Consider the following 21,720-nt stretch of genomic DNA (forward strand, 5'->3'; position numbering starts at 1 on the left):
AGTAAACTTCTTCTGGATCAATTGTACCAACTCAGGTATTTAGGCTGAAGACTGAAGGCTGAAGAGAATCTGCTTTAATTGTGGTAATCAGTATTCGTGTTGACAGTTTTTGTAAACACAATTTATAACCAGACTGCACCTACTACTGTTGATCCGCTCATGTAAACATTAACTGCGAAATACTCGTTGTATCCTGCACATGAACGCTTCGCGTGAGGGGCGCGTTTTCAAGCTCCTATCGTCAATGTGATTAGGAGCATAAAAGATTGTCAAATAGTCTACGCCCAAAGACGAAACAGATAGAACAGATTCAATTATAGTATTATTTCCTTTTTGTCTGGCAATGAACATAGATTGCGACTCGAATAATCCCGTTATTATTTAAATTCGTGTCTTTCCAGTTTCTTATAATTACCATCTTTCCACAAGAACCGCATTATTGGATCGAGAATAACAACGTTATCCACCTCGCCATAGTAGAGTGCTTCTGAAACATCTTTTGCGTTTTTAGCTGTAACAATAAAAGTGAGTCTATGGGGGGGAGTAGCAATGCTCAAGTCTTTCCATTCTGAGTACACTTTTTTATTTTGGAACAATATACCATGGCTATCAACTAATAGGTTCCCATATTCTATCTTTTCGTCAGAGGACAAGCGTCGTAACGTATCTTCAACTAATCTAACACCAACTATTTTCCACAGTTTACTGGTTACCAATTCATAACGTTTATCAATGTTTCTTAAACTATCCCAAAACGTAACGCAATCGATCTTCATCGTTTGATGGTTATCCTTAACAAATGCACTAACATAAGATAGTGTCATCCCATTAGTTGGTGCGTGTAAAGAGCTCCATCTTAACGCTATAATTTCATTCACCCTTATGATTTGCTCATCTAAACTAATATTTTCAGGAGTTATAATTAACCTGCGAGGCATGAAAGAGCCGATTTTTATATCAAGAGATACATCCTCTTTCCATCTTGCATAATCTTTTTCACTTATATTCTTACTTTGGAAATTACTGTAATAATGATTTTCTTCTTCTGATGCATACCCTGTCGACGAATCATATTCGCTTGAGTTTTGTTTTGATGCCGCTGCACCGTTATTATATGATTTATTAGCAGAGGTAAATTTACTATGATTGGCAAAATAAACCTGCACCTTCTCATAGGCTACATTTATTTCCTGCAATTTAATATCTGCCTTTTTTTGAAGCTTAAGATCACTCCCAAATCTATCGGGATGCCAGACTTTAACTAAATCTCTATATGCTTCTTTGGCTTCTTGCGGTGATGCATCTTCTGTTAGTCCCAGAAGATGAAGATATTTTGTTATGCTTTCCATTGGCTACCATTCCTTTACCTTGTTGCTATCGATAATTTGCGTGCAACAGAATTTAATGCTTAAAAAATTTAATGCTTAAAACAATAAAGCCTATCTATGAACTGTGAGCGAAGGGATGTAAGTCATATCAATCCACATGTTGGCTATCTACCTTGTGGGTACTAACGCCATAACAACAGCCTTGAATTCTTTTATTAGACCGCTTGTGCCCTAAGTAGTAGCATAAGGATTTCCAGCAAAACCCAACATTATGGCTATTCCAAATAATATCTTTTTAAAAACGCCTCCTGTTTAACGCTATCAGTCGAGCAACAACAAGTAACCCTCTGGGATGTCGCTCCTGGCGTACTGTAAAATAGATCGTTCAATTAGATGTATTATTCATTTTTCTTGAAGACTTTTTGTATTTCCTCATAAAGTCGAACTGCTTTATCAGCAAACCAGCCATGATCCATTGTCGCCGCAAATGTTACTGTTACCGCCCCTTGTCTTGGTTTGTCAAACTTAAGCAGTTTCATAGGCAGATTCCGGCTATCAGAAAAGACTCTGCCATGAGCAATAGCGTCTCTTATTGCTACAAGTTTCTTGTCAATCCTCAGTTCCTTCTCGGCAAGTTTGTTGTATTTGTCAATCAAGGTTTCCAAGGAATCGTAATTTGTCATCGGTTCCTCGGGGACAGTGTCGCCAACGTTTAGCGTAGCGTAATCGATTTCCTCCGATTTTTCTTTTTCATGATTCCTCAATACTGCACGGAGGGCAAACTCGAGAGTATGAAAGTAACTGACCAACGTTCCTAAGCTTTTGATATGCTCTTCGTTATCCATTATCCTAATCCAAAGACTGTTTATATCGTTACGGTTCTCAGTGAAACGACGTGGATGAACGATAGCTTGTATAAAGCACAACATGAAACTTACAATTTACAATAAACGCAATTTGTACGAAGTTCAGGAAGGAACAGGTACTGCATGTTTCAACTGTAATGAACAGTACTTGAGTTGACAGGCAGGAGAACTTTGGGGACGTTGATACGCGACGTGCAGCCAATTGATCCATCTCCCATCTTTCATCCATTCATCGAAAAGGCACATCCTCGACAAAAACTGAGTTGGTCATGACGGAAATGCTTCAATAGTTCAAATATCCATGCTGTAATATGCACTCGCTGTCTTATTGGGCAGAGTCACCAACTACAGGAAGTTTTTGCAAAAAGAAAACATCACTATGACATCCATGATTCAAATATTTTTTGGTATGACTTGGCCGACGATTTAGTCATCTCTCAATATATTTTGAAATCAATATATTCTTGTATTCTGAGAAAGTCTTTTATATTATTGGTTGCAACGACTGCGCCCATTTTACGCGCCGTGGCTGCAATGAGTACATCATTTGTGAGTCTTGATAAATAGAGTTGCTCAAAACCATATTTGTTGCCAAGTTGAGCAATAACTTTTCCGGTTTTCTGCCAGTCCGCCGCATCTGGAATAATAAGCCTACTCATTCCGGAAAAAGTGTCATACATTTTATCAAGAAGCTTTACAGAATGAATATCCAATGCGCCCGCGTAGAGTTCTTCCAGCACAACTGTACTCATGTAAATCAGTGGGCGCCCATGATGGCTTTCGATAATGGGATGGGCAATACCTTGGTTTATGAAGGGGATGTAGATAGATGTGTCGAGAATCAGCTTAACCGGATGTTCTGCCATAGACATCCTTTATTGTTCCCTTGCCCTTTATTGATCCGAGCATCGTTTCTATTTTGGTGTTTTCTATAATGATATCTAACGCCATCGTTATTGCTTCGGTGTCGGTTTTAGCGTTCACAATCTTTCGAACCCGCCTAATTTTATCCTGATCGAGAATGAATTGTTTCCTGGTTTTTTCTGCCGTACTCATGTTTTCACCTCAGTGTGTATTATATATAAATCCATACACATTGTCAATTGTAAAGATGTTAAAACGGGTGCAAGTACGACCAATGATACAGGTTAAAAATTACATTGTTGCTGAAAATGGAAACTCGTTTGCTTCAGGAAGGAATCTGCAATGTTACTTTTCTAAAATGAACCGCTCCACCTCCTGTGCCCACGCATCATATCCCTTCCCGGCCAGGTGCACCCCGTCATCCGAAAGATACCCGTTCTTGGGAATTCCTTTCGCATCCACAAAAAGTCTGTAAACGTCAAGATACTCTGCATTGAACTCGAGGGCGATTCCTTTGAGCTGACGGTTGACGTTCTGGATCACGGTTCTGCCTGCCCATTGTTCATCCACCGGCAAAATGCTTTGGACCACGACAATCGATTGTTTGTACCACGTGGTCAGGTTACGGACGATCTCGCGATAGGGGGGAATGATGTCGTATTTTCCTGATGCGATGTTGTTAATGCCGGTCATGAGGAAGATGAAGTCCGGATCATCGATCTGTGCGCGAATTCGTTCCCTGCGGGCGAGCAGGCCTTCCACGGTTTCACCGGAGATGCCGAGGTTGGTCACCCGATATCCGGGGAGTCGTTGCTCCCAGTCGCACCACTGGGTGAGTGAATCGCCGATGAAGACAAGATGTTTGCGCATATGGATGCGTTCGACGAAAACCAATTATTTCACGCGGAGCCACAAAGATCACAAAGAAGTATATTTTAGAATAAAGCATTTCCCCTTCGTGGCTTCGTGTCTTAGTGTGAGTTAGGATTTTATGATTTTAAAATTTGTCGTCTATTTTTTTGTGCTTGCTATTCATTTGTTCATTTCCCGCTTGACGACCTGCTTCAGCATCAGGACCGACGGCACGCCTTTGAGTCGCCCGGACTCATCCATGTACGCTCTTCAGGATATCCCGGGAGAACTCCCGCCCTCAAAGGCATCTATTCCATTGATCCAGATAGAAGGGGAACCTTTGATGTTGCGGCTGACTGCTTCATCGTAATAGATCGTGTGAAAGGTCAACTCCGGCTTGATGTCCAGGTCCGCAAGCGCGCGGTCGAAGTTCTCCCGGAGTTCGTGGTAAGAGCCGCAGCCCTCGGAAAGGTAGATGTCGATCTTCATAATTAATTGAAAGATTACCACAGAGTACACAGAGAATACCGATACAAGGTTTTATTTCTTCTCCAGCACATCATTTGCCCACGAAAGCGCGGCAGAGACAGCGGGGAAGCCGATGGTGCTCGTGAGCAGAACGATCGCATGGCGGATTTCGTCGGGCTTTGCCCCGGCTGCCAGGGCCCGGCGCGCATGGGAGTGGACAGATCCCTCGGACCGTATGGCGGCCGCTGCCGCGATCTGGACCAGTTCCGAGGCCTTCTTGTTCAGCGGTCCTGCTGCCTTGGCGGCCTTACCGAGGTTCCCAACCGCCTTGATGAGACCCTTATATTTTTTCTGGATGCTGGAGTACTGTTTCGGCATTTTCGGCATGATATCCTCCTCGAGTTTTTACTATATTGTCAAGATTTAACCACAGAGCGCACAGAGAAGATCTTGAGAGAACGACGGAATTCAAAACGTTTTTGTTTTCCCTTGGTATTCCTCAGTGCTCTCTGTGGTTTGCCCTTTTATTTAAGTGTAAGCAAACAAGAAGCCAGAGTCAAGAAAATAGATGCCGATGTTTGACATGCGGGATATGGGTATGATAGGCTTTGCATATTCTTTCGAGACCGGCAATCTTGACAATCCCGGCCGCCCGGTGTATGTTTCAGCATGCCGGTCCGATCCTGTGTGATATGAGGAGGATAAAATGCGTTTGCTATCTGTTCTGCTGGCCTTGTGTTTACTCGCTGTGCCGGCAATCGTCCGTGCCGATGAGGCGGAGTCAGCGAAGGAAGGCTTCAAAGAGGCGCACGAGGGGATGAAGAAGGCGACGAAGTCCGTGGCCAAGAAGGCCAAGAAGGATTTTAAGGCCGTTGACAAGAAGGCGAAAGAAGACCTGAAGACCATTGATAAGAACGCCAAGAAGACCTGGAAGAAGGCCGACGAGGATGTAAAAAAAGCCGTTCAAGATTAGTCATTCGCGCGAACGCACCGCGCGACAACCGGACCTCTCCATCGAAATTCTCAATTGACTTTCCTTCAGCACCATTATATCCTGCACACGTTCCGATCTATCGCCTTCTTAATAGACGGGCTGTTGCCCAAATACCGTTCACCCTTCGACAAGCTCAGGGCGAACGGTGTGGCTTTTGATTTCATAAAATTTATCCGTTCGTGCTGAGCCTGTCGAAGCACAAAATCGGTTTGGGCAACAGCCCTTAGGGGTGTGACATGATCCTGACCAGAATGCAGGAAGCGGCATCTCGTTACCCGGACAAGATCGCCATCCAGATGAAAGCAGGGGACCGGTATCAGCAGTACACCTACCGGGACCTCCTCCGGAGCGTCGCGTCCGTGGGCCGCTCGCTTTCGGACAACGGGATCAACAAGGGCGACCGCGTTGCCCTTCTTTCGGAGAACCGGCCCGAGTGGATGATCTCGTATCTCGCTGTCGTTTCTAACGGCGCGGTCATTGTGCCGATGGATGCCCAGTTCACGGAGAAAGAGGTCGCGGTCCTGATCGCGAGTTCCGGGGCAAAGGCGGTCTTTGTATCGGCTGCCTGCAGGCAGAAACTTCCCCAGAACGGGCCCCTCGTGATCTTCTCGTTTGATCCCGGCGACGGCATCCTGTTTCCCACGATGGTCACGGCCTATCCCGAGGCAGCGCTCCCGCCTGCGCACGCAGCCAATGACCTTGCCGCTCTTCTGTATACCTCCGGCACGACGGGCGATCCCAAAGGGGTGATGCTTTCACAGGGCAACCTGGCGTCGAACCTGGCGAGCGTGATCAAGCTTGGGCTTTTCTCCCACACTGACAACCTTCTGCTTCTCCTGCCCCTCCATCATACCTATCCCGCGATGGCCTGTATCCTGCTGCCGTTTGCTCTTGGCGCGACGGTGACGGTCTTGAACAGTCTCAAGGGGCCCGATATTCTTGCCTGCATGCGGGAGACCGGCGTCACCGTCCTGATCGGCGTGCCGCTGCTCTTTAACGGTCTCCGCAGGGCTATTTTCGACGAGATCCGCAAGAAGCCGGCGCCCGTTCGCATGCTGGTGAGCATGTTCCTCGGGGTCAACAGCCTGCTTCTGAGGACAGCCGGGACCAATATCGGCAAGGCGCTCTTCGGCGCGGCGCATGCCAAATTCGGCCCGAAGTTCCGGTTCTTCGCGAGCGGCGGCGCACGGCTCGAACCCGACGTGTACACCGACATGACCAATCTCGGTTTCACCATCATCGAGGGCTATGGCCTCACCGAGACATCGCCGGTCTCTGCTTTCAACCCCCTCTCGAAACAGAAAGCCGGTTCCATCGGCATCGCCCTGCCTGATGTGGAGGTCAGGATCGAAAATCCGGACGAGCACGGCATGGGCGAGATCGCGGTGCGCGGGCCGAACGTGATGCTTGGATACTACCAGAAGCCGCAAGAGACCGCGGAAGTGCTGCGTGATGGCTGGTTTTATACCGGTGATCTGGGATATCGCGACAAGGACGGCTATTTTTTCATTACCGGCAGGTCCAAGGAGATGATCGTGCTCTCGACGGGCAAGAAGGTCTTCCCCGACGAACTCGAAAAGTTCTACAAGCAGATCCTGTCCATCAAGGAGATCTGCATCATCCAGGGCGAGCGCGGGATCGAGGCGGCAGTAGTACCGGATTTCGATTATCTGAAAAAAATGAACCTCGCCAACTCGCGGGAGACCATCGCCCTCGAGATCGAAGACCTTGCAAAAGATCTGCCGCCGTACAAGCGGATCACGGGGCTCAAGATATTCAAGGAGTCGCTTCCGGCCACGCGTCTGGGCAAGCTCAAGAGAAGCAAGGTCAGTGAACTCTACCGGCAGGGGGGGGAGCAGGCTGATACAGCCGCACCGGAGATCGATACCGTGCTGCTGTCGGACCCGGTGGCCAGAAAACTGCTGACCTGTCTTGAGCCGTTCTCCGCAAAAAAGAAGATCGTGCCTGACGACAATCTTGAGCTTGATCTGGGGCTCGATTCCCTCGCACGCGTGGAGTTTGTCGTGAGCATCGAGAAGTCCTTCGGCATCAGCCTGCCCGATTCGTTCGGATCAGGAGTGTTTACGGTGAAGGACGTGGTGCAGAAGATCAAGGAACTGCTGGCCTCCGGGCCGCTCAAGGCCGGAGAGCGGGTAAGGTCGTCGTGGGCCGAGATCCTGGCTCAGGAACCCGCGGAAGAAGCGCGGGAAACGATCAGGCTGGAGTTCGGACCGGTCATCACAACACTCCGATATATGGTCATGGCCCTGCTCACGGTGGTGATGAAGGTCTACGGCCGTTTAGCGGCCACGGGTATCGAGAACCTGCCGGAGAAGGGGGCCTACATCATCGCCCCGAACCATCTGAGCCTTGCGGATGTTCCTTCGATCACCGCCGCGATCTCCTGGAAGACCAGCTCAAAGATCTTTTTTCTCGGCGCTACCGAGTATTTCGGCGGGCCTGTCCTGTCGAAAATATCAAGGATCTTCCATGTGATCCCGGTGGACATGGAAACCAGGCTTTACAACGCGCTCCAATTATCGGCGTATGTGCTCCGCCGCGAAAAGATCCTCCTTGTTTTTCCCGAAGGCAGTCGTTCGCGCGACGGCGGCATCAAGGAGTTCAAAAAGGGCGTGGGGATCATCTCGAAAGAACTGAACATCCCGATCGTTCCTGTTGCGATCAGCGGCACCTATGCGATGATGCCGTCGGGAAGGTTGTTTCCGAAGCCGGCCCGGATCAGCGTTTCTTTCGGCAAACCGATCCATCCCGGGGGCAAGGACTACGACGAGATCGTGAAAACACTTCAGGGGGAAGTGGTTGGTCTGCTCGATGCGATGAAGACGGCATCGGGCAGATGATTGCGGCACGGACCTGTTTCCTTTCGGCAGGGGACGCCTATGCGTCCATTATCGTTTAACCCGGCAGGGGAGGATTTCATTTTATGCAGATAAAAAAACTATTTCTCGCAGTATTGTGTATCAATCTGATCGTCGCCTGCGCATCCACCAAGGGGCCTTTGGTCACGGACCAGCCCAAGCCGAAAATAGCTCTCGTGCTCGGCGGTGGCGCGGCAAGAGGCTTTGCCCATGTGGGCGTTATCCGCGCACTGGAACAGGAGAAGATTCCCATCGACATGATCATCGGCACGAGCGTCGGAAGTCTCATCGGCGCGATCTATGCCTATGACACCAACAGTTTCGAGCTTGAGTGGACGGCATTTTCTCTTGAAAAAGACCATGTTTTTGATTACGGGATTTTCTCCGCGTTTACCAGTATGGGTCTGGCCAAGGGCGAAAAGCTGGAAGCATTCGTAAAGTCCAAGGTCCCGGTGGCCAACATCGAAGACCTCAAACTGCCCTTTGCCGCCGTAGCAACCGACTTGAATCGGGGAACGCGCGTGGTGATCGACCATGGCTCGGTGGCCAGGGCGGTTCACGCGAGCAGCGCGATCCCGGGTGTATTCAACCCGGTAGAGCATCAGGGAAAACTCCTGGTTGACGGCGGCGTGATGGACAATATCCCCATTTCCGTTGCACGTGAAAAGGGCGCTGACATCGTGATCGCGGTTGATATCAGCGAGAATGTGATAAATTTCAACATCACGAACGTTATCGACGTGATGCTGCAGGCTGTTAGTATCATGTCCCGGGAGATCGTTAATTTTAAGAAGAAAGATGCGGATGTCCTCATTGTTCCCGCCGTGGGCGATGTGGGGATGCTCGATTTTTCCCAGAAGAAGCGGTGCATGCAGGCGGGCATCGAGGCAACGCAGAGGGCCATGCCGGAGATCAGGGAAGCCATGGAAGACTGGAGCAGAAAAAAGGGATCGTCACACTAGGACGAACGAATAGTCTCCGTGACTCCGTGTTTCCGTGGTCAAAATTCTTTATAGTATTGATGATCTCGTAAGAAGTCAATTTTTCACACGAAGCCACAAAGACACGAAGAAAGGCATATTGAAATCATTAAAGTTTTTCTTTGTGATCTCCGTGATCTTTGTGTGAGAACGACTTTTTACGAATGCATCAGTATTACAGTGAACTTTTATTGAAATACTGTTTTTTTATTGTCTTTTAATCCGTCATTCCGGGCTTGACCCGGAATCCAGTCCAGAAGGTTTTGAAAACCTTGATTCCCCCCGGCCTTAACCATACCGGGGCAGGCTCGAACCAAGGCCTTCGGGAATGACAAAAAAGTTTCGCTGTAGTAATTAGGAAGCTTATGCTGAACAAGATTAAGATCATCCTCGAGATGATAAAATTCGAACACACGATCTTCGCATTGCCCTTTGCCTTTACCGGCGCACTGCTGGCGGCGCGGGGGCTGCCGGCGTGGAGCACGATCCTCTGGATCGCGGCGGCCATGGTCGGCGCGCGCTCGGCTGCCATGGGGTTTAACCGCTGGGCGGACCGGGTTTTCGATGCCAAGAACCCGAGGACCGACATGCGGGCCCTTCCCCGGGGACTGGTGACGCCGGCCCAGGTGATCCTGTTCACCGCGGTCTCGTCGGCCCTGCTGGTATTCGCGGCGTATCGGTTGAACACGCTCAGTTTTTTCCTCTCTCCCGTTGCGCTTGCGATCGTGTTCTTCTATTCCTACACCAAACGGTTCACCTTCCTGTCGCACGCGTTCCTCGGGTTTGCCATCTGCCTCGCGCCGATCGGATCGTGGATCGCGGTCACGGGGAAAATCGAGCCGCCGGCGCTTGTGCTCGGCGCTGCGGTGCTGTTCTGGCTTCTCGGTTTCGACGTGCTCTATGCGCTCCAGGATATGGACTTTGACCGGAAAGCGGGCCTCCACTCCATTCCCCAACGGTTCGGGGTCGGGTGGTCGCTTTGGATCTCCCGTGTTTCTCACGCAATCACGATGGCCGCTCTTTTCTGGCTGTACGAACTGCTCGCGCTGGGTTGGTCTTTTCTTGCGGGTTTGATCATTGCCCTGTGTCTGATCGTCTACGAACACACCCTGGTCAAGGAACATGATCTTTCAAAACTGAATATGGCTTTTTTCAATATGAACGGTACCATCAGCGTTACGATCTTTTTTTTTACACTGCTCGATGTTCTGCTGTAACTCCGGAACAGTGCAGTACCGGACCTATTGCGCACGGTCCTGATAGATCGGGGAATGATAGATCGGGGAATTGACAAACCACATGAATGCTGGTATGTTTACCATCGGTAACACTAGATTTTTATTAAAGGAGAAAACATGAAATCACGTCTCGTAATCATCTTATGCATGGCGCTGGCGGCGAGCCCGGTGCTCGCCGGGGAAAATCTGGAACTGAAGACACAGAAGGACAAGGTGAGTTATGCGATCGGCCTGGACATGGGCAACAATATGAAAAAAAGCGAGCTTGAGATAGATCCCGATGTTCTCGCAAGGGCGATCAAAGACATCCTGGCCGGCAGCAAACCCCTGATGACCGATCAGGAGGCAAAAGAAACTCTCATTGCTTTGCAGAAGGACCTCCAGGCAAAACAAATCGAGAAGAATAAAGCGCTGGGAGAGAAAAACAAGAAGGAAGGGGACACTTTCCTTGCGAAAAACAAGAAAGAGAAAGGGGTCAAGACCCTGCCAAGCGGACTGCAATACAAGGTCATCGCGGAGGGCAAAGGCAAGTCTCCCAAGGCAAGCGATACGGTGACGGTGAATTACGCCGGCACGCTGATCAACGGGACCGAGTTCGACAGTTCATACAAGCGAGGACAACCCGCGACGTTCCCGGTGGGCGGCGTGATCAAGGGATGGACCGAGGCCCTCCAACTCATGAAGGAAGGCTCCAAGTGGCAGCTTTTTATTCCATCAGACCTTGCCTATGGAGAGAAGGGGACGCAGGGAGGGCCTATCGGCCCGAACGCGGCTTTGATCTTCGAGGTTGAGTTGGTCTCGATCAAGGAAAAATAAAAATACAAAAAGGCTGACCCTGAACGGGTCAGCCTTTATCAGGTTGTTGAAAAACACTTAGTTTACCCTTCGACCCTTCGGCAAGCTCAGGGCTTAGGGCGAACGGAGCGTGTATTGAATTTATTCGTATTTATCCGTTCGTGGTGAGCCTGTCGAACCACAAAAAGACTTTTTCAACAGCCTGTTTTTGTATGACATCCCGATATTTGTTCTGCAAAAAATGAAACAGGAATCAACCAGGAATACGTCTTGGCAGCAGAGAAAAGCCTCTATCTTGCATTGATCGCTTTTTAAGAATCCTTCGCGAACATTAACATTGCGTCTTTGCGCTTCAAATCAGCGCGGTTTCAGTTTGATAGGATCAGTGCTTCAACTCCGGTCTTCCGCCTCCCATTCCTTCAGTTTCCCGGTGATAAAATCGATGATCTCCTGGTGCTCCTCGACCCCGCGGTCCCTGATCCGGAGCGGTTTGCCGAAGGCGAAGCGCGCCTTTTTCGATGGATCGATCCTGCCGTAGTCCTTGAGGAACATGCCATTGCCCCAGGCGTTGGTCGTGAGAGCTACCGGGACCACCGGAACCCCGGCCCTCTTTGCGAGCTTTATCCCTATGGTGTTGAACTGCGCCGGATCAAAGACGGGCGTCCGGGTGGTCTGGGGAAAAATAATGATGGACCTTCCGGCCTTCAATCGTTCGGTCCCGCCTTCGAGCACCGCTCTCAGATCGTCGCGGGGGTTCGTGCGGCCCACGGTGATGGGGTCCCTTGAGCGCATGATGTGCTTGAAGATCGGGTAGTCGACCAGACTTTGTTTGACGACAAAGGTCGCGTCTTTGAAGGGGGCTATGAGCGTCGGGAGGACAAATGTTTCGAGCGTGCTCATGTGATTGGCGATGAATACGCACGGGCCCTCGACGGCCTTGAAGGCATCGGTGCCGGTGATCTCAATAGTCACTCCGGCCGCTTCCAGCGCGCGGAACGTGGCGAGGCTGTTTTCGCACCAGTCGGAAGTGCCGTAGTGACCTCGCTTTGCCTGTGCGCTTCCCCGGACAACGATGAAGAAGAGCCGGGTATAAAACGTGAGCGAGGTCAATGCCCTTGCCATGAAGGTTCTGCGGACAGGACCTGTCCGATAGTCGCCGTTCTCGTACCTGAGCTTTTCCAAACAAGACTCCTTGCTGGCGCGGTGTTGCGCGCTTACGACGGACGAAGGACGAGGGACGAGGGACGCAAAAGCAGTTAAGGATGCGTCCATCGTCCTTCGGATTATAGAAAACAGAGTTCAGTATACCATGCGGGGTTGAAAGAGTGAAGCGGGAAGAAAAGATCGCGAGCGGCTAAATAATAAGCTGCAAACAAAATACTTGCAATACCTCCTAGAAAAAGCGAAAATAAACATCATGCAAAGTACAACACTCGGGAAAGAAGTCGCTCAGATGGTCATGCCCCGGCTCGAGGGCGCGAGACTCGGTGATTCCCGATACCTCGAGCATATCCATGCGCTTATTAAGCAGGGCATCGGCGGTTTCATACTCTTTGGGGGGTCGGTCGAACATACCCCACGGCACCTGCGGGAACTCCAGGGTCTTTCCGGAATCCCGCTTCTGATCGCGTCCGATGTGGAGCGCGGCCTCGGCCAACAGCTTGCCGGGGGGACGCTCTTTCCCAGTCAGCGCGCCGTGTCATCGGCCGTCAATCGCAGCGTGAAAAAAGACGTCGAACTGCTCGACTCAATGCTCGATGTCGTGAGGACCGAGACGCGCACCGCGGGAATTCATGCCGTTTTTTCCCCGGTGGTTGACGTAAATAACAATCCTGATAACCCCATTATCTGCACCCGGGCCTTCGGCGATGAGCCTGAGATCGTTGCATGGTTCGGTTCGCGATACATCACGCGGTTTCAGCGGTCACGCGGGACGCGGGGCAGGCTGAAGCTTTTGGCTTGCGCCAAGCATTTTCCGGGCCACGGGGACACGAACCAGGACTCGCATTCCGTGCTGCCGGTGATTCACGCCGCACGGATCCGACTGAACCGCGTCGAACTCCCGCCGTTTCGCAAGGCCGTGAAGGACGGGGTTGGCATGGTCATGGTGGCGCACCTGCTCGTGCCGGCACTTGATCCGGAGAACCCCACAACATTTTCGAAGAAGACGATCACCTCGCTCCTGCGGGAAGGCATGGAATTCGATGGGCTGATCGTATCCGACGCTCTTGACATGGGCGCACTCGTTCGTATCTGCTCACCGGAAGAGATTGCGGTACGCGCCGTGGAAGCCGGGATCGATATTTTACTTCACCCGCGTGACGCGCTGGCAACCATCGATGCGATTGTGTCCGCCGTGGAGCGGGGCAGGCTGACCCGCCAGCGGATCAGCGAGTCAGTTGAGCGGATCATGGCTGCAAAAACACGCCTGGGTTTATTTGATAAGACCGTCCAGAAGGCCGTACAGATCGATTACCTGAAGCACGGGCTCATTGCTCGCAAGATCGGGAGAAAGGCGCTCCGCATCGTCTCGGGCGACAAAAAGATATTCCCTCTGCCGCATGACGGCGGAGTCGCATGCCTCATTCTCGATGACGACAACAATAGGGGGTCAGGCGATGTCTTTGTCCGGGCGATGAAAGCGCGATGCAAGCACATCCTGGCCATGGTCCTGACCATTGGCTCGGAAATACCGGAATCCCTGGTCCTTGACGCAATTCGGGCCTCGGATTTCGTGGTCATGGCGATTTATTCCAGGATTTCCGCTTCAAAGGGGCATTCAGGGCTTGACGACAAGCTCAGGGACGTTGCCATTAAATTTTTAAAGACCATTAAGTCGGAAAAGGGGAAATCGATCGTGATCTCCTTCGACAGCCCTTATCTTCTCGATCACTTCAAGGACGCCGATGTGCGGATCGCGGCCTATGACAGGATGGATGAGATCCAGCAGGCCGCCGCAGAACTGTTGGTGGAGGAATAGAAGGGCAGAGTAAAACCTCCGGATGCGTTGTTATTGAGCGGCAGGTTTGAGCGCGGCGATGTAGGGCAGGTTCCTGTACTTCTCTCCATGGTCCATCCCATATCCTACTACGAACGTGTCGGGTATTTCGAAACCGCTATAGGAAATCATGATGTCGGCAGTCCTGCGCGCCTTCTTGTCCAGCAGGACAACCGCTTTGAGGGTCGCAGGGTTTTGTGCCTCGAACTTTTTGAACAGACAGTCCATTGTCTTCCCGGTATCAATGATCGTGTCGACGAGGAGCACATGCTTGCCTGAAATATCGATCTCACCGCCATGCTCGACCACTATGTTTTTTGATGAGGTTGTCGAAGCGCCGTAGCTCGCTGCCTGTACAAATTCCACAGAGACGCGAAGGGTAAGACGCCTCATGAGGTCCGCGGTAAAAACAGCCGCGCCTTTCAGGATGCAGATCAGGACAAGTTCCTTGCCTGCATAGTTCTCCGATATTCGGGCGGCAATTTCCCGAACTTTATCAGTTATCGTCTGCTCGTCGAATAGTATGTCCTGGATATCATCCATCATGATCGTTCTCTTTTTCAGAAGAGTCATTCAGTCCCCAATAAGAACAGTTGGCCATTAATCCTAACCCGGACAAGCCGGAACAAAATCCACCACGAAGTCACGAAGGCACTAAAAAAACAAGATTTGGATTTACAATCAAAAACAGAGCACTTCTTTGTGTCTTAGAGTCTTCGTGGTAGTCTTTTGTCTTGCCTCTGTTCTTGGTGTTTTTGTGATACTAATATTCAACCCATTAATCATATCTATACGAACCTTCACTTGGCAAATGCCATTTCCATGTTAATTACCAACCGCATCCTTCAAAAGGATACCGCAGATCATTGCAATTGTAAAGAAAGGAACAACGCGGAGAGCGGATTTGCCCTGAAAAAGAACCGCTGTCGGATCTGAAAAGATGTATTGACATGCAAGGTGAGTCAGCTTACCATAGTAATGATCACGGCAGTCGATGTTCCCGGATCATCAAGGAGAAACATGTCGTATACCAGGACGAGAGAAAGTACGCGTTATGATTTCCCTGCAATGATCGAGTATGTCATGGGGTCTCAAGCGGACGATGGGGTAGTTCACAAGGGAGTTACCATCAACCTCAGCACTACCGGCCTGGGCATGTATATATTTGACCTTCTCCCAAAAGGGCAGCAGATCACCATCAAGACCGCCCTCCCTGTCGTTTCCCGGACAGCTGCGATTTGCTGGACCAGAAGAGATGATGACAACTTCTACCGCTCTGGCTTGAAGTTCATATAAATAACCATACCCGGCATCACTTCCCGATTCACTTATCCCCCCCTATTTTTGTGCCTCAACACAGGCTTGATAAAAGATATTTCCAAGGACATAAATAATATAATGCGGCATCTTCCCGTGTCATGCTGCGAAGATCATGGATGAGATGAGGACCTTGAGCAGCTCTGCGCAGGAGGCTCTGGGCAATCTTCGTCGCAAGCTTGGCTTGCGGCAACGGGAGGGAAAATAGTGCTATAATCAATATAAATACAAAGGAGGAAGCAATGAATAAAAAACTGCCTGTGACGGTGGAGTTGGAGCCGGGGACGTACTATTGGTGCAGCTGTGGCAAGTCAAAGAAGGAGCCATTCTGCGACGGTTCACACAAGGAGACGACCTCAGTGCCGGTGGAATTTGTGATGAGCGCGAAAAAGAAGGTGACGCTGTGTACGTGTCAGCGCACGAAAAAGGCCCCCTATTGCGATGGGACCCACGCAAAGGTTGACTGAGCTATTTCCATAGCAATCGCCCTGACGATCAGGCGCGGCGATAAATGGTCAATTGATAAGGGTATCGCTGACGGGATGAAGTAACTCATGACCAGATGGGTGTCACACAACAACGGGGGAGCTGAAAAGCTGTCCCGTTTTTTGCCGTCGAGTCCCAAATCGAACTTCCATTTAGCTCCGTTTTTATGTTATTATCTGAATAAGGCATTTGAGAGAAGGGAGATGAATACTATGAAGTTTACACGCATAACAGTAAACCCCAAACAAATGGGTGGAGCCCCGTGCATTCGTGGCTTGCGCATCCCGGTAGCGACCGTAGTCGGCATGGTGGCGGATGATATGACGGAAGCTGAAATATTGAAAGCATACCCTGACCTCATGCACGATGACCTCCGGGAAGCCCTTCAGTACGCTGCCGAAGCAGTGCGGGAGCGTGAATTGCCGCTGGTGACAGTCGCGTGAAGTTTCTCATCGACAATGCGTTGTCCCCCGTGGTCGCTGATGGTCTCCGCAAAGCCGGTCATGACGCAGTGCACGTGCGGGATTACGGTATGCATGCCGCCGAGGATGAGGCCATCATGGAAAGGGCGGGAAAAGAGGATCGAATTGTCGTTTCCGCCGATACTGATTTTGGCACTCTTCTGGCCCTCCGAAAGGAGAGTCGGCCGTCAGTAATCATCTTCCGTCGCGGAACAGAACGTAGACCAGAAAAGCAGATCGCCCTTCTTGTGGCAAATCTTCCGGCAATTGATGCTGATTTAAAACGAGGCAGCGTTGCGGTGTTTGAACAATCACGCGTTCGTGTCCGATTGCTGCCCATCGGACGGGAATAAACGTAAATTGAGTTGTGACCTGCCCTTTGCCCCCGGCACCATCCCGAAATCCGAACTCCGAACCCTGCCCTTTAACCCATGTTATTTCGGGGCTGGACAATTTTAGTCACTTGTAGTAGAGTTTTCGAGAATAATTTCAGTCCAGTGACTGTGGGGTGCTGATGGGGCTGCCGAAAGAAATCGCAGATTTGATCGAACGCTTTGAGCGAAACCGTGAATCCTACATGTCCGGGGCATATAACGAAACACAGCTCAGGCGTGAATTTCTGGACCCCTTTTTCAGCGCCCTGGGCTGGGATGTAGAGAACAAGCAGGGTTACGCCGAAGCATACAAAGATGTTATCCACGAAGACGCCCTCAAGATCGGCGGCGCTACCAAGGCCCCGGATTACTGCTTCCGAATCGGCAGCGTAAAGAAGTTCTTCGTTGAAGCGAAAAAGCCCTCAGTCAACCTCAAAGATGATATCAGCCCCGCCTTTCAGCTCCGGCGCTATGCCTGGTCAGCAAAACTACCTTTGAGCATCCTCACCGACTTCGGGGAATTCGCCGTCTACGACTGCCGCATAAAACCTGTTCAGACCGATAAAGCATCTACCGGGCGACTGCTGTACTTCACCTATAAAGACTATCCAACAAAATGGGATGAAATCGTCTCAATTTATTCCCGTGAAGCCGTTCTCAAGGGATCCTTTGACAAGTATGCGGAGTCTTCAAAGCTCAAAAAGGGAACGACGACGGTAGACGATGCATTCCTGACTGAGATCGAAGACTGGCGCGACCTCCTCGCGCGCAACATCGCAATCCGAAACCCGGACCTTTCCCAACGCGAACTAAACTTTGCTGTACAGCGCACCATCGACCGCATCGTGTTCCTGCGAATCTGTGAAGACCGGGGCATCGAGGAATACGGAAGGCTCCAGACCCAATTGAACGGAACCAATGTTTACAAACGTCTTGTTCAGCTCTTCAGCCAGGCCGATGACCGGTACAACTCCGGCCTGTTCCATTTTCAGAGAGAAAAAGATCGGCACGAAGAGCCGGACAAACTCACTCCGAACATTTCCATTGACGACAAGCCTCTTAAAGACATTATCAACCGGCTCTACTATCCAGAAAGCCCTTACGAATTCTCTGTGCTCTCCGCTGATATTCTTGGTCAGGTGTACGAGCAATTCCTCGGCAAGGTCATTCGCCTCACAGCAGGGCATCAGGCGAAGGTGGAGGAGAAGCCCGAGGTCAGAAAAGCAGGCGGCGTCTATTACACACCGAAGTACATCGTGGATTACATCGTCAAGAATACCGTGGGGAAGTTATTAGATCCCGGCAATCATCCTTCATCCGTCATTCCCGCCCCTGCTTCAATCATGCAGGGGCAGGCTCCAGCGGGAATCCAGGCAAAAGAACTGGATCCCCGTTTGCACGGGGATGACAAAATAAAAAGCATTACCCCGAAAGAAGCAGTAAAGATTCGCATCCTCGATCCTGCCTGCGGGTCAGGTTCATTCCTTCTCGGCGCATATCAATATCTTCTCGACTGGCATTTGAAATGGTACATCGACAACGAACCTGATAAATGGGCCAAGGTCAAGCAGCCTACAATTTACCAAGGTCCGTCACCCGATCCGCGTACTCCAAACTGGCATCTTACCACAGCAGAGAGAAAACGCATTCTTCTGAACAATATCTATGGCGTGGACATAGACTCCCAGGCCGTGGAAGTGACGAAACTGTCGCTTCTCCTCAAAGTCCTCGAAGGCGAGAACAACCAGACCCTTGCGAATCAGCTCCGCATGTTCCACGAGCGGGCGCTGCCCGATCTCGGTGATAACATCAAATGCGGCAACTCGTTGATCAGCCCGGACTTCTACCAGCAGCAGACTATGCTGGAGGATGAAGATCGGTATCGCGTGAATGTATTTGATTGGGAAAGAGAATTCTCGGAGATCATGAAGGTTGGCGGATTCGATGTTGTGATTGGGAATCCGCCGTATGGAGCAGATTACAGTGAAAGTGAAAAGCATTATTTTCAGTTGCGCTATATTTACAAGAAAGGTAAGCCTGAGACATATATCTTCTTTATAGAGAAGGGAGTATCGTTGCTTCGTACGAGTGGCATATTGGGATACATAACACCGAATGCATGGCTAACAAATCACTATGGAGTTCAAGTCAGAAGCTATTTGCTTGACCAGGTCTCATTTAATCATGTTGTTGACTTAGAGCCGGTCAAGGTCTTTGAGGGTGCTGTCGTCGATACGATGATATTAGTCTTATCTAAAGGAGTGCCGAAGCAGGACTCGCCGATGACGTGCGTGTGGGTTGGCGCAAAAGATAAAAGCATCATAAAGAAATTCGTCACGAATCAAAAAGCATGGAAGGATGACAGCGAAGCAATTATTAACCTTCAAGCCAATCCAATAGAACTCAATGTGCTACAGCGCATAGACAAGGCAGAGGCTACACTTGATTCAATTGTCGAGTTTTCACAAGGCGTAATACCTTACGAAACAAAAGCAGAAGGAGCAGCGAACAAATATATCAGCAGTAAGTCAAATGGTCCTGAATGGCTTCCATTGTATGAGAACGCATCTCAAGTGCGGCGTTATTCTTTGGATAAACCTAAGTCATTTATTAAGTATGGCGATTGGCTTACACGGAGTCGAGAGCAGAGGTTTTTTTCTGAGCCAAAGATACTTTTCCACAGGTTACGCAAGAAGCTTCCGCGCCAGCTTATTGGCTGTATAGAGACGAGCGGTGCCGTTAATCGGCATTCACTATCTAATCTGATATTGAGGCCAAATGTTGACCGTACTATGCTACTCGCAGTACTTGGCTTGTTTAATTCAAACCTAGCTAACTGGTTGTTTGTTAAAAAATATGGAGTCTTAATGGAGGTCGGCGGTTTTAAAATCGGCAAACTACCGCTGCCAATAAAATGGGACGACACGGCATCAGATTTATGCAGAATTGTCGAGCAAATGCTTTCGCTCAACAGGAAGGCGTTTGTAGCCAAGACCGACCACGAAAAGACCACTCTCCAGCGTCAGATCGACGGTGTCGATCAACAGATTGACCAGTTAGTGTATGAATTGTATGATTTGACGGAAGAGGAGATAAGGATTGTGGAAGGGGATAGAGTATTAAGCCAGTAGGTTGGGTTGAACGCAGTGAAACCCAACATTATGGAACCGCGAGGGGGACGTCGTTGTTGACGTTGCACTGAGATTTTTCCATGAGTAAACCGAACCATTTTGTCGCAGACAGATAGTGCCAAGCGTTTCTGTGTGTGTTAAAATAAAGGATATAGCAGTATGGAGAACAGGAGGTATGGCATATGTTTGACCGTATTACGTTCGATCCAAAAATCATGGGTGGCCGGGCCTGCATTCGCGGGATGCGCATACCGGTTTCCGTGATCATTGGACAGATCGCCCACGGCGCAACCATGGACGAGGTGCTGGCGGATTATCCCGACCTGGAACCCGGCGATGTCCAGCAAGCGTTGGAATACGCGGCTTGGTTGACTCAGGAAGAAGTGCATACGGTATAGGGGAAACGGATGCGATTTCTTGCGGATATGGGGGTTCCCCAGCGGATTGTTGACACAGATAGATAAGCCCCTCCAGTCGGAGGGTTTTTTGTTTGCAATCCAGGCTGCGGTTTGATAAAGTATATACGGCCCTTAAAGAGAGGAGGTAAATTATGCCTAAAACTATCGAAGCGATTTATGAAAATGGTATTTTGCGTCCTCTTCGGCCGATAAAAGGGCTGAAAAAGCATCAGACGGTCTCAATAACCGTGGAAAAGACGGCAAGGAAGAAGCACCCACTGCACGGACTGTGCGGAATACTTCCGGATGTTGATGCCGCGGAGATGCTGAAGGCCGTTGAGAATGAGTTTGAAAAGGTGGATTTGAATGAGTGGTAAGATCGCTCTGGATACGGATGTGTCCATCAAGTTCCTGAATGGCGATACGAATATTGATGCCGTCCTGTTGAAATACTCGGAGATATGCCTTCCCGCGATCGTTGTCGGTGAGCTTGTATTCGGCGCTTTAAATTCGAAGCATGCGGAGCAGAATCTGGCAAGACATCGAAAACTAATCCATAGCACCAAGATTCTTGCCATAACGGAAGCTACGGCGAACACCTATGCAAAAATACGATTGGCCCTAAAAAAGAAGGGTAAGCCGATCCCGGAAAACGATCTTTGTATTGCTGCGACTTGCATTGAGCATAAATTGCCATTAATGAGCTGTGATGGACATTTCGAATATATTGACCAGCTTAATTTGATGAGTATCTGAGAAATCAAATTTCCTCATACCCGAGATTCCCTCTGATTAATCACTTGCAGCATCGCCCTCGCCTGTACATAACAGCGTCGTGTCTTGAATCTTTGTAGCTCAGCGAAATTGCCTTCCACTACATGTCCGCAGCCGGAGAACAAATTCCTTCCGTTTACACGGAAACAAGGGACTCACGACGGGGCCTCCTGTTGAGGTTGATCGAACTAATTACCGGCAGGCGGTGCCCGAGTTTAAACCCCACGATGATCCAATCTTCAAGTGTGGAGCGTAGTTCATTCTCGCATCCTTTAAGGGTTTTGGAGAATGCTATCACTCCCTTGCATTTGGGTAGACGTCCGGCAAACGAGCCATCGTCAAGCTTGTCGTATTCAGCGAGAGCCATTGCGGCATTGATATATTCCGTAAAAGTAAATTCCATTTATCACCTCCACCTTCAATGATACATCATAGGGTTAGTTATAGTCAGTTCTGCGTTTTTTGCAATAGGGTTTTATCTGTGTGCAAACAACATCGCTATTGAGCCTCGCAGTCG

The 21,720-nt window shown here is 49.8% G+C and carries 24 protein-coding genes; 14 read left to right on the forward strand and 10 right to left on the reverse strand.

Annotated elements, in window-relative coordinates:
- Nucleotides 1-377 precede the first annotated feature (377 nt).
- The 7 genes from M0R70_04920 to M0R70_04950 all read right to left on the reverse strand — a co-directional run bounded on the left by M0R70_04920 (nt 378) and on the right by M0R70_04950 (nt 4,765).
- Entirely contained in the window at nt 378-1,349 is a 972-nt protein-coding gene (locus tag M0R70_04920; protein MCK9418706.1) for a J domain-containing protein, read from the reverse strand.
- Between the two features lie 377 nt (nt 1,350-1,726).
- Complete coding sequence (locus M0R70_04925; GenBank protein ID MCK9418707.1) at nt 1,727-2,173, reverse strand: hypothetical protein; 447 nt, start codon at nt 2,171-2,173, stop codon at nt 1,727-1,729.
- Between the two features lie 458 nt (nt 2,174-2,631).
- Nucleotides 2,632-3,060 (reverse strand): type II toxin-antitoxin system VapC family toxin, encoded by a 429-nt coding sequence (locus M0R70_04930; protein MCK9418708.1) that lies wholly within the window; start codon nt 3,058-3,060, stop codon nt 2,632-2,634.
- Nucleotides 3,041-3,250 (reverse strand): hypothetical protein, encoded by a 210-nt coding sequence (locus M0R70_04935; protein ID MCK9418709.1) that lies wholly within the window; start codon nt 3,248-3,250, stop codon nt 3,041-3,043. Before M0R70_04935 ends, M0R70_04930 begins: the two co-directional genes overlap by 20 nt.
- A gap of 153 nt (nt 3,251-3,403) precedes the next feature.
- Nucleotides 3,404-3,928: a GDSL-type esterase/lipase family protein gene (locus tag M0R70_04940; protein MCK9418710.1), complete on the reverse strand. Its 525-nt coding sequence runs from the start codon at nt 3,926-3,928 to the stop codon at nt 3,404-3,406.
- Between the two features lie 252 nt (nt 3,929-4,180).
- On the reverse strand, nt 4,181-4,399 hold the full coding sequence (locus tag M0R70_04945) for a hypothetical protein (GenBank protein MCK9418711.1): 219 nt from the start codon (nt 4,397-4,399) through the stop codon (nt 4,181-4,183).
- 51 nt (nt 4,400-4,450) lie between these two features.
- The gene (locus M0R70_04950) at nt 4,451-4,765 is read right to left on the reverse strand and encodes a carboxymuconolactone decarboxylase family protein (GenBank protein ID MCK9418712.1); all 315 of its coding nucleotides are present in this window, start codon (nt 4,763-4,765) and stop codon (nt 4,451-4,453) included.
- Nucleotides 4,766-5,084: 319 nt separating this feature from the next.
- Between M0R70_04950 and M0R70_04955 the strand changes: the two genes are divergently transcribed.
- From M0R70_04955 to M0R70_04975, 5 genes are all read left to right on the forward strand, one after another.
- Entirely contained in the window at nt 5,085-5,351 is a 267-nt protein-coding gene (locus M0R70_04955; protein ID MCK9418713.1) for a hypothetical protein, read from the forward strand.
- 257 nt (nt 5,352-5,608) lie between these two features.
- Entirely contained in the window at nt 5,609-8,233 is a 2,625-nt protein-coding gene (locus M0R70_04960) for an AMP-binding protein (GenBank protein ID MCK9418714.1), read from the forward strand.
- An 83-nt stretch (nt 8,234-8,316) separates the two neighbouring features.
- On the forward strand, nt 8,317-9,213 hold the full coding sequence (locus M0R70_04965; protein MCK9418715.1) for a patatin-like phospholipase family protein: 897 nt from the start codon (nt 8,317-8,319) through the stop codon (nt 9,211-9,213).
- A 383-nt stretch (nt 9,214-9,596) separates the two neighbouring features.
- Nucleotides 9,597-10,448: a putative 4-hydroxybenzoate polyprenyltransferase gene (gene ubiA, locus M0R70_04970; GenBank protein ID MCK9418716.1), complete on the forward strand. Its 852-nt coding sequence runs from the start codon at nt 9,597-9,599 to the stop codon at nt 10,446-10,448.
- A 138-nt stretch (nt 10,449-10,586) separates the two neighbouring features.
- Nucleotides 10,587-11,285, forward strand: a complete 699-nt coding sequence (locus M0R70_04975) for an FKBP-type peptidyl-prolyl cis-trans isomerase (GenBank protein MCK9418717.1) — start codon at nt 10,587-10,589, stop codon at nt 11,283-11,285.
- Between the two features lie 369 nt (nt 11,286-11,654).
- Here M0R70_04975 and M0R70_04980 read toward each other — a convergent pair whose 3' ends face one another.
- Entirely contained in the window at nt 11,655-12,446 is a 792-nt protein-coding gene (locus tag M0R70_04980; GenBank protein ID MCK9418718.1) for a 1-acyl-sn-glycerol-3-phosphate acyltransferase, read from the reverse strand.
- Nucleotides 12,447-12,681: 235 nt separating this feature from the next.
- Here M0R70_04980 and M0R70_04985 point away from each other — a divergent pair, with 235 nt between their 5' ends.
- Nucleotides 12,682-14,244, forward strand: coding sequence for a hypothetical protein (locus M0R70_04985; protein ID MCK9418719.1), 1,563 nt, complete (start codon nt 12,682-12,684; stop codon nt 14,242-14,244).
- A 30-nt stretch (nt 14,245-14,274) separates the two neighbouring features.
- On the opposite strand, the gene hpt is transcribed toward M0R70_04985, so the two are convergent.
- On the reverse strand, nt 14,275-14,835 hold the full coding sequence (gene hpt / locus M0R70_04990; GenBank protein MCK9418720.1) for a hypoxanthine phosphoribosyltransferase: 561 nt from the start codon (nt 14,833-14,835) through the stop codon (nt 14,275-14,277).
- Nucleotides 14,836-15,282: 447 nt separating this feature from the next.
- Here hpt and M0R70_04995 point away from each other — a divergent pair, with 447 nt between their 5' ends.
- The 8 genes from M0R70_04995 (at nt 15,283) to M0R70_05030 (ending at nt 21,185) form a co-directional block, all read left to right on the forward strand.
- The gene (locus M0R70_04995) at nt 15,283-15,558 is read left to right on the forward strand and encodes a PilZ domain-containing protein (GenBank protein ID MCK9418721.1); all 276 of its coding nucleotides are present in this window, start codon (nt 15,283-15,285) and stop codon (nt 15,556-15,558) included.
- A 263-nt stretch (nt 15,559-15,821) separates the two neighbouring features.
- On the forward strand, nt 15,822-16,046 hold the full coding sequence (locus tag M0R70_05000) for a CDGSH iron-sulfur domain-containing protein (GenBank protein ID MCK9418722.1): 225 nt from the start codon (nt 15,822-15,824) through the stop codon (nt 16,044-16,046).
- Between the two features lie 300 nt (nt 16,047-16,346).
- Nucleotides 16,347-16,508: a DUF433 domain-containing protein gene (locus M0R70_05005; GenBank protein ID MCK9418723.1), complete on the forward strand. Its 162-nt coding sequence runs from the start codon at nt 16,347-16,349 to the stop codon at nt 16,506-16,508.
- Complete coding sequence (locus M0R70_05010) at nt 16,505-16,879, forward strand: DUF5615 family PIN-like protein (GenBank protein ID MCK9418724.1); 375 nt, start codon at nt 16,505-16,507, stop codon at nt 16,877-16,879. Before M0R70_05005 ends, M0R70_05010 begins: the two co-directional genes overlap by 4 nt.
- 161 nt (nt 16,880-17,040) lie before the next feature.
- Complete coding sequence (locus M0R70_05015) at nt 17,041-20,031, forward strand: N-6 DNA methylase (protein MCK9418725.1); 2,991 nt, start codon at nt 17,041-17,043, stop codon at nt 20,029-20,031.
- Between the two features lie 182 nt (nt 20,032-20,213).
- Entirely contained in the window at nt 20,214-20,429 is a 216-nt protein-coding gene (locus tag M0R70_05020) for a DUF433 domain-containing protein (protein MCK9418726.1), read from the forward strand.
- A gap of 152 nt (nt 20,430-20,581) precedes the next feature.
- Complete coding sequence (locus tag M0R70_05025; GenBank protein MCK9418727.1) at nt 20,582-20,806, forward strand: antitoxin family protein; 225 nt, start codon at nt 20,582-20,584, stop codon at nt 20,804-20,806.
- Nucleotides 20,796-21,185: a type II toxin-antitoxin system VapC family toxin gene (locus tag M0R70_05030; GenBank protein ID MCK9418728.1), complete on the forward strand. Its 390-nt coding sequence runs from the start codon at nt 20,796-20,798 to the stop codon at nt 21,183-21,185. The genes M0R70_05025 and M0R70_05030 overlap by 11 nt, the downstream gene beginning before the upstream one ends.
- 154 nt (nt 21,186-21,339) lie before the next feature.
- Here M0R70_05030 and M0R70_05035 read toward each other — a convergent pair whose 3' ends face one another.
- Nucleotides 21,340-21,606, reverse strand: a complete 267-nt coding sequence (locus M0R70_05035; GenBank protein ID MCK9418729.1) for a type II toxin-antitoxin system HicB family antitoxin — start codon at nt 21,604-21,606, stop codon at nt 21,340-21,342.
- Nucleotides 21,607-21,720: the final 114 nt, after the last annotated feature.

It is taken from the genome of Nitrospirota bacterium, from assembly GCA_023229435.1.
In the GTDB taxonomy this organism is placed as follows: domain Bacteria; phylum Nitrospirota; class UBA9217; order UBA9217; family UBA9217; genus JALNZF01.

What these genes read in the sequence shown, in the direction of transcription:
- M0R70_04920 (MCK9418706.1), bottom strand. Translation starts at nt 1,349, where the DNA reads ATGGAAAGCATAACAAAATATCTTCATCTTCTGGGACTAACAGAAGAT.
- M0R70_05000 (MCK9418722.1), top strand. Translation starts at nt 15,822, where the DNA reads ATGAATAAAAAACTGCCTGTGACGGTGGAGTTGGAGCCGGGGACGTAC.
- M0R70_05020 (MCK9418726.1), top strand. Translation starts at nt 20,214, where the DNA reads ATGTTTGACCGTATTACGTTCGATCCAAAAATCATGGGTGGCCGGGCC.
- M0R70_04945 (MCK9418711.1), bottom strand. Translation starts at nt 4,399, where the DNA reads ATGAAGATCGACATCTACCTTTCCGAGGGCTGCGGCTCTTACCACGAA.
- M0R70_04955 (MCK9418713.1), top strand. Translation starts at nt 5,085, where the DNA reads ATGCGTTTGCTATCTGTTCTGCTGGCCTTGTGTTTACTCGCTGTGCCG.
- M0R70_05035 (MCK9418729.1), bottom strand. Translation starts at nt 21,606, where the DNA reads ATGGAATTTACTTTTACGGAATATATCAATGCCGCAATGGCTCTCGCT.
- M0R70_04965 (MCK9418715.1), top strand. Translation starts at nt 8,317, where the DNA reads ATGCAGATAAAAAAACTATTTCTCGCAGTATTGTGTATCAATCTGATC.
- M0R70_04960 (MCK9418714.1), top strand. Translation starts at nt 5,609, where the DNA reads ATGATCCTGACCAGAATGCAGGAAGCGGCATCTCGTTACCCGGACAAG.
- ubiA (MCK9418716.1), top strand. Translation starts at nt 9,597, where the DNA reads ATGCTGAACAAGATTAAGATCATCCTCGAGATGATAAAATTCGAACAC.
- M0R70_04925 (MCK9418707.1), bottom strand. Translation starts at nt 2,173, where the DNA reads ATGGATAACGAAGAGCATATCAAAAGCTTAGGAACGTTGGTCAGTTAC.
- M0R70_04995 (MCK9418721.1), top strand. Translation starts at nt 15,283, where the DNA reads ATGTCGTATACCAGGACGAGAGAAAGTACGCGTTATGATTTCCCTGCA.
- M0R70_04975 (MCK9418717.1), top strand. Translation starts at nt 10,587, where the DNA reads ATGAAATCACGTCTCGTAATCATCTTATGCATGGCGCTGGCGGCGAGC.
- M0R70_05030 (MCK9418728.1), top strand. Translation starts at nt 20,796, where the DNA reads ATGAGTGGTAAGATCGCTCTGGATACGGATGTGTCCATCAAGTTCCTG.
- M0R70_04940 (MCK9418710.1), bottom strand. Translation starts at nt 3,928, where the DNA reads ATGCGCAAACATCTTGTCTTCATCGGCGATTCACTCACCCAGTGGTGC.
- M0R70_05015 (MCK9418725.1), top strand. Translation starts at nt 17,041, where the DNA reads ATGGGGCTGCCGAAAGAAATCGCAGATTTGATCGAACGCTTTGAGCGA.
- M0R70_05025 (MCK9418727.1), top strand. Translation starts at nt 20,582, where the DNA reads ATGCCTAAAACTATCGAAGCGATTTATGAAAATGGTATTTTGCGTCCT.
- M0R70_04935 (MCK9418709.1), bottom strand. Translation starts at nt 3,250, where the DNA reads ATGAGTACGGCAGAAAAAACCAGGAAACAATTCATTCTCGATCAGGAT.
- M0R70_04950 (MCK9418712.1), bottom strand. Translation starts at nt 4,765, where the DNA reads ATGCCGAAAATGCCGAAACAGTACTCCAGCATCCAGAAAAAATATAAG.
- M0R70_04985 (MCK9418719.1), top strand. Translation starts at nt 12,682, where the DNA reads ATGCAAAGTACAACACTCGGGAAAGAAGTCGCTCAGATGGTCATGCCC.
- hpt (MCK9418720.1), bottom strand. Translation starts at nt 14,835, where the DNA reads ATGACTCTTCTGAAAAAGAGAACGATCATGATGGATGATATCCAGGAC.
- M0R70_04930 (MCK9418708.1), bottom strand. Translation starts at nt 3,060, where the DNA reads ATGGCAGAACATCCGGTTAAGCTGATTCTCGACACATCTATCTACATC.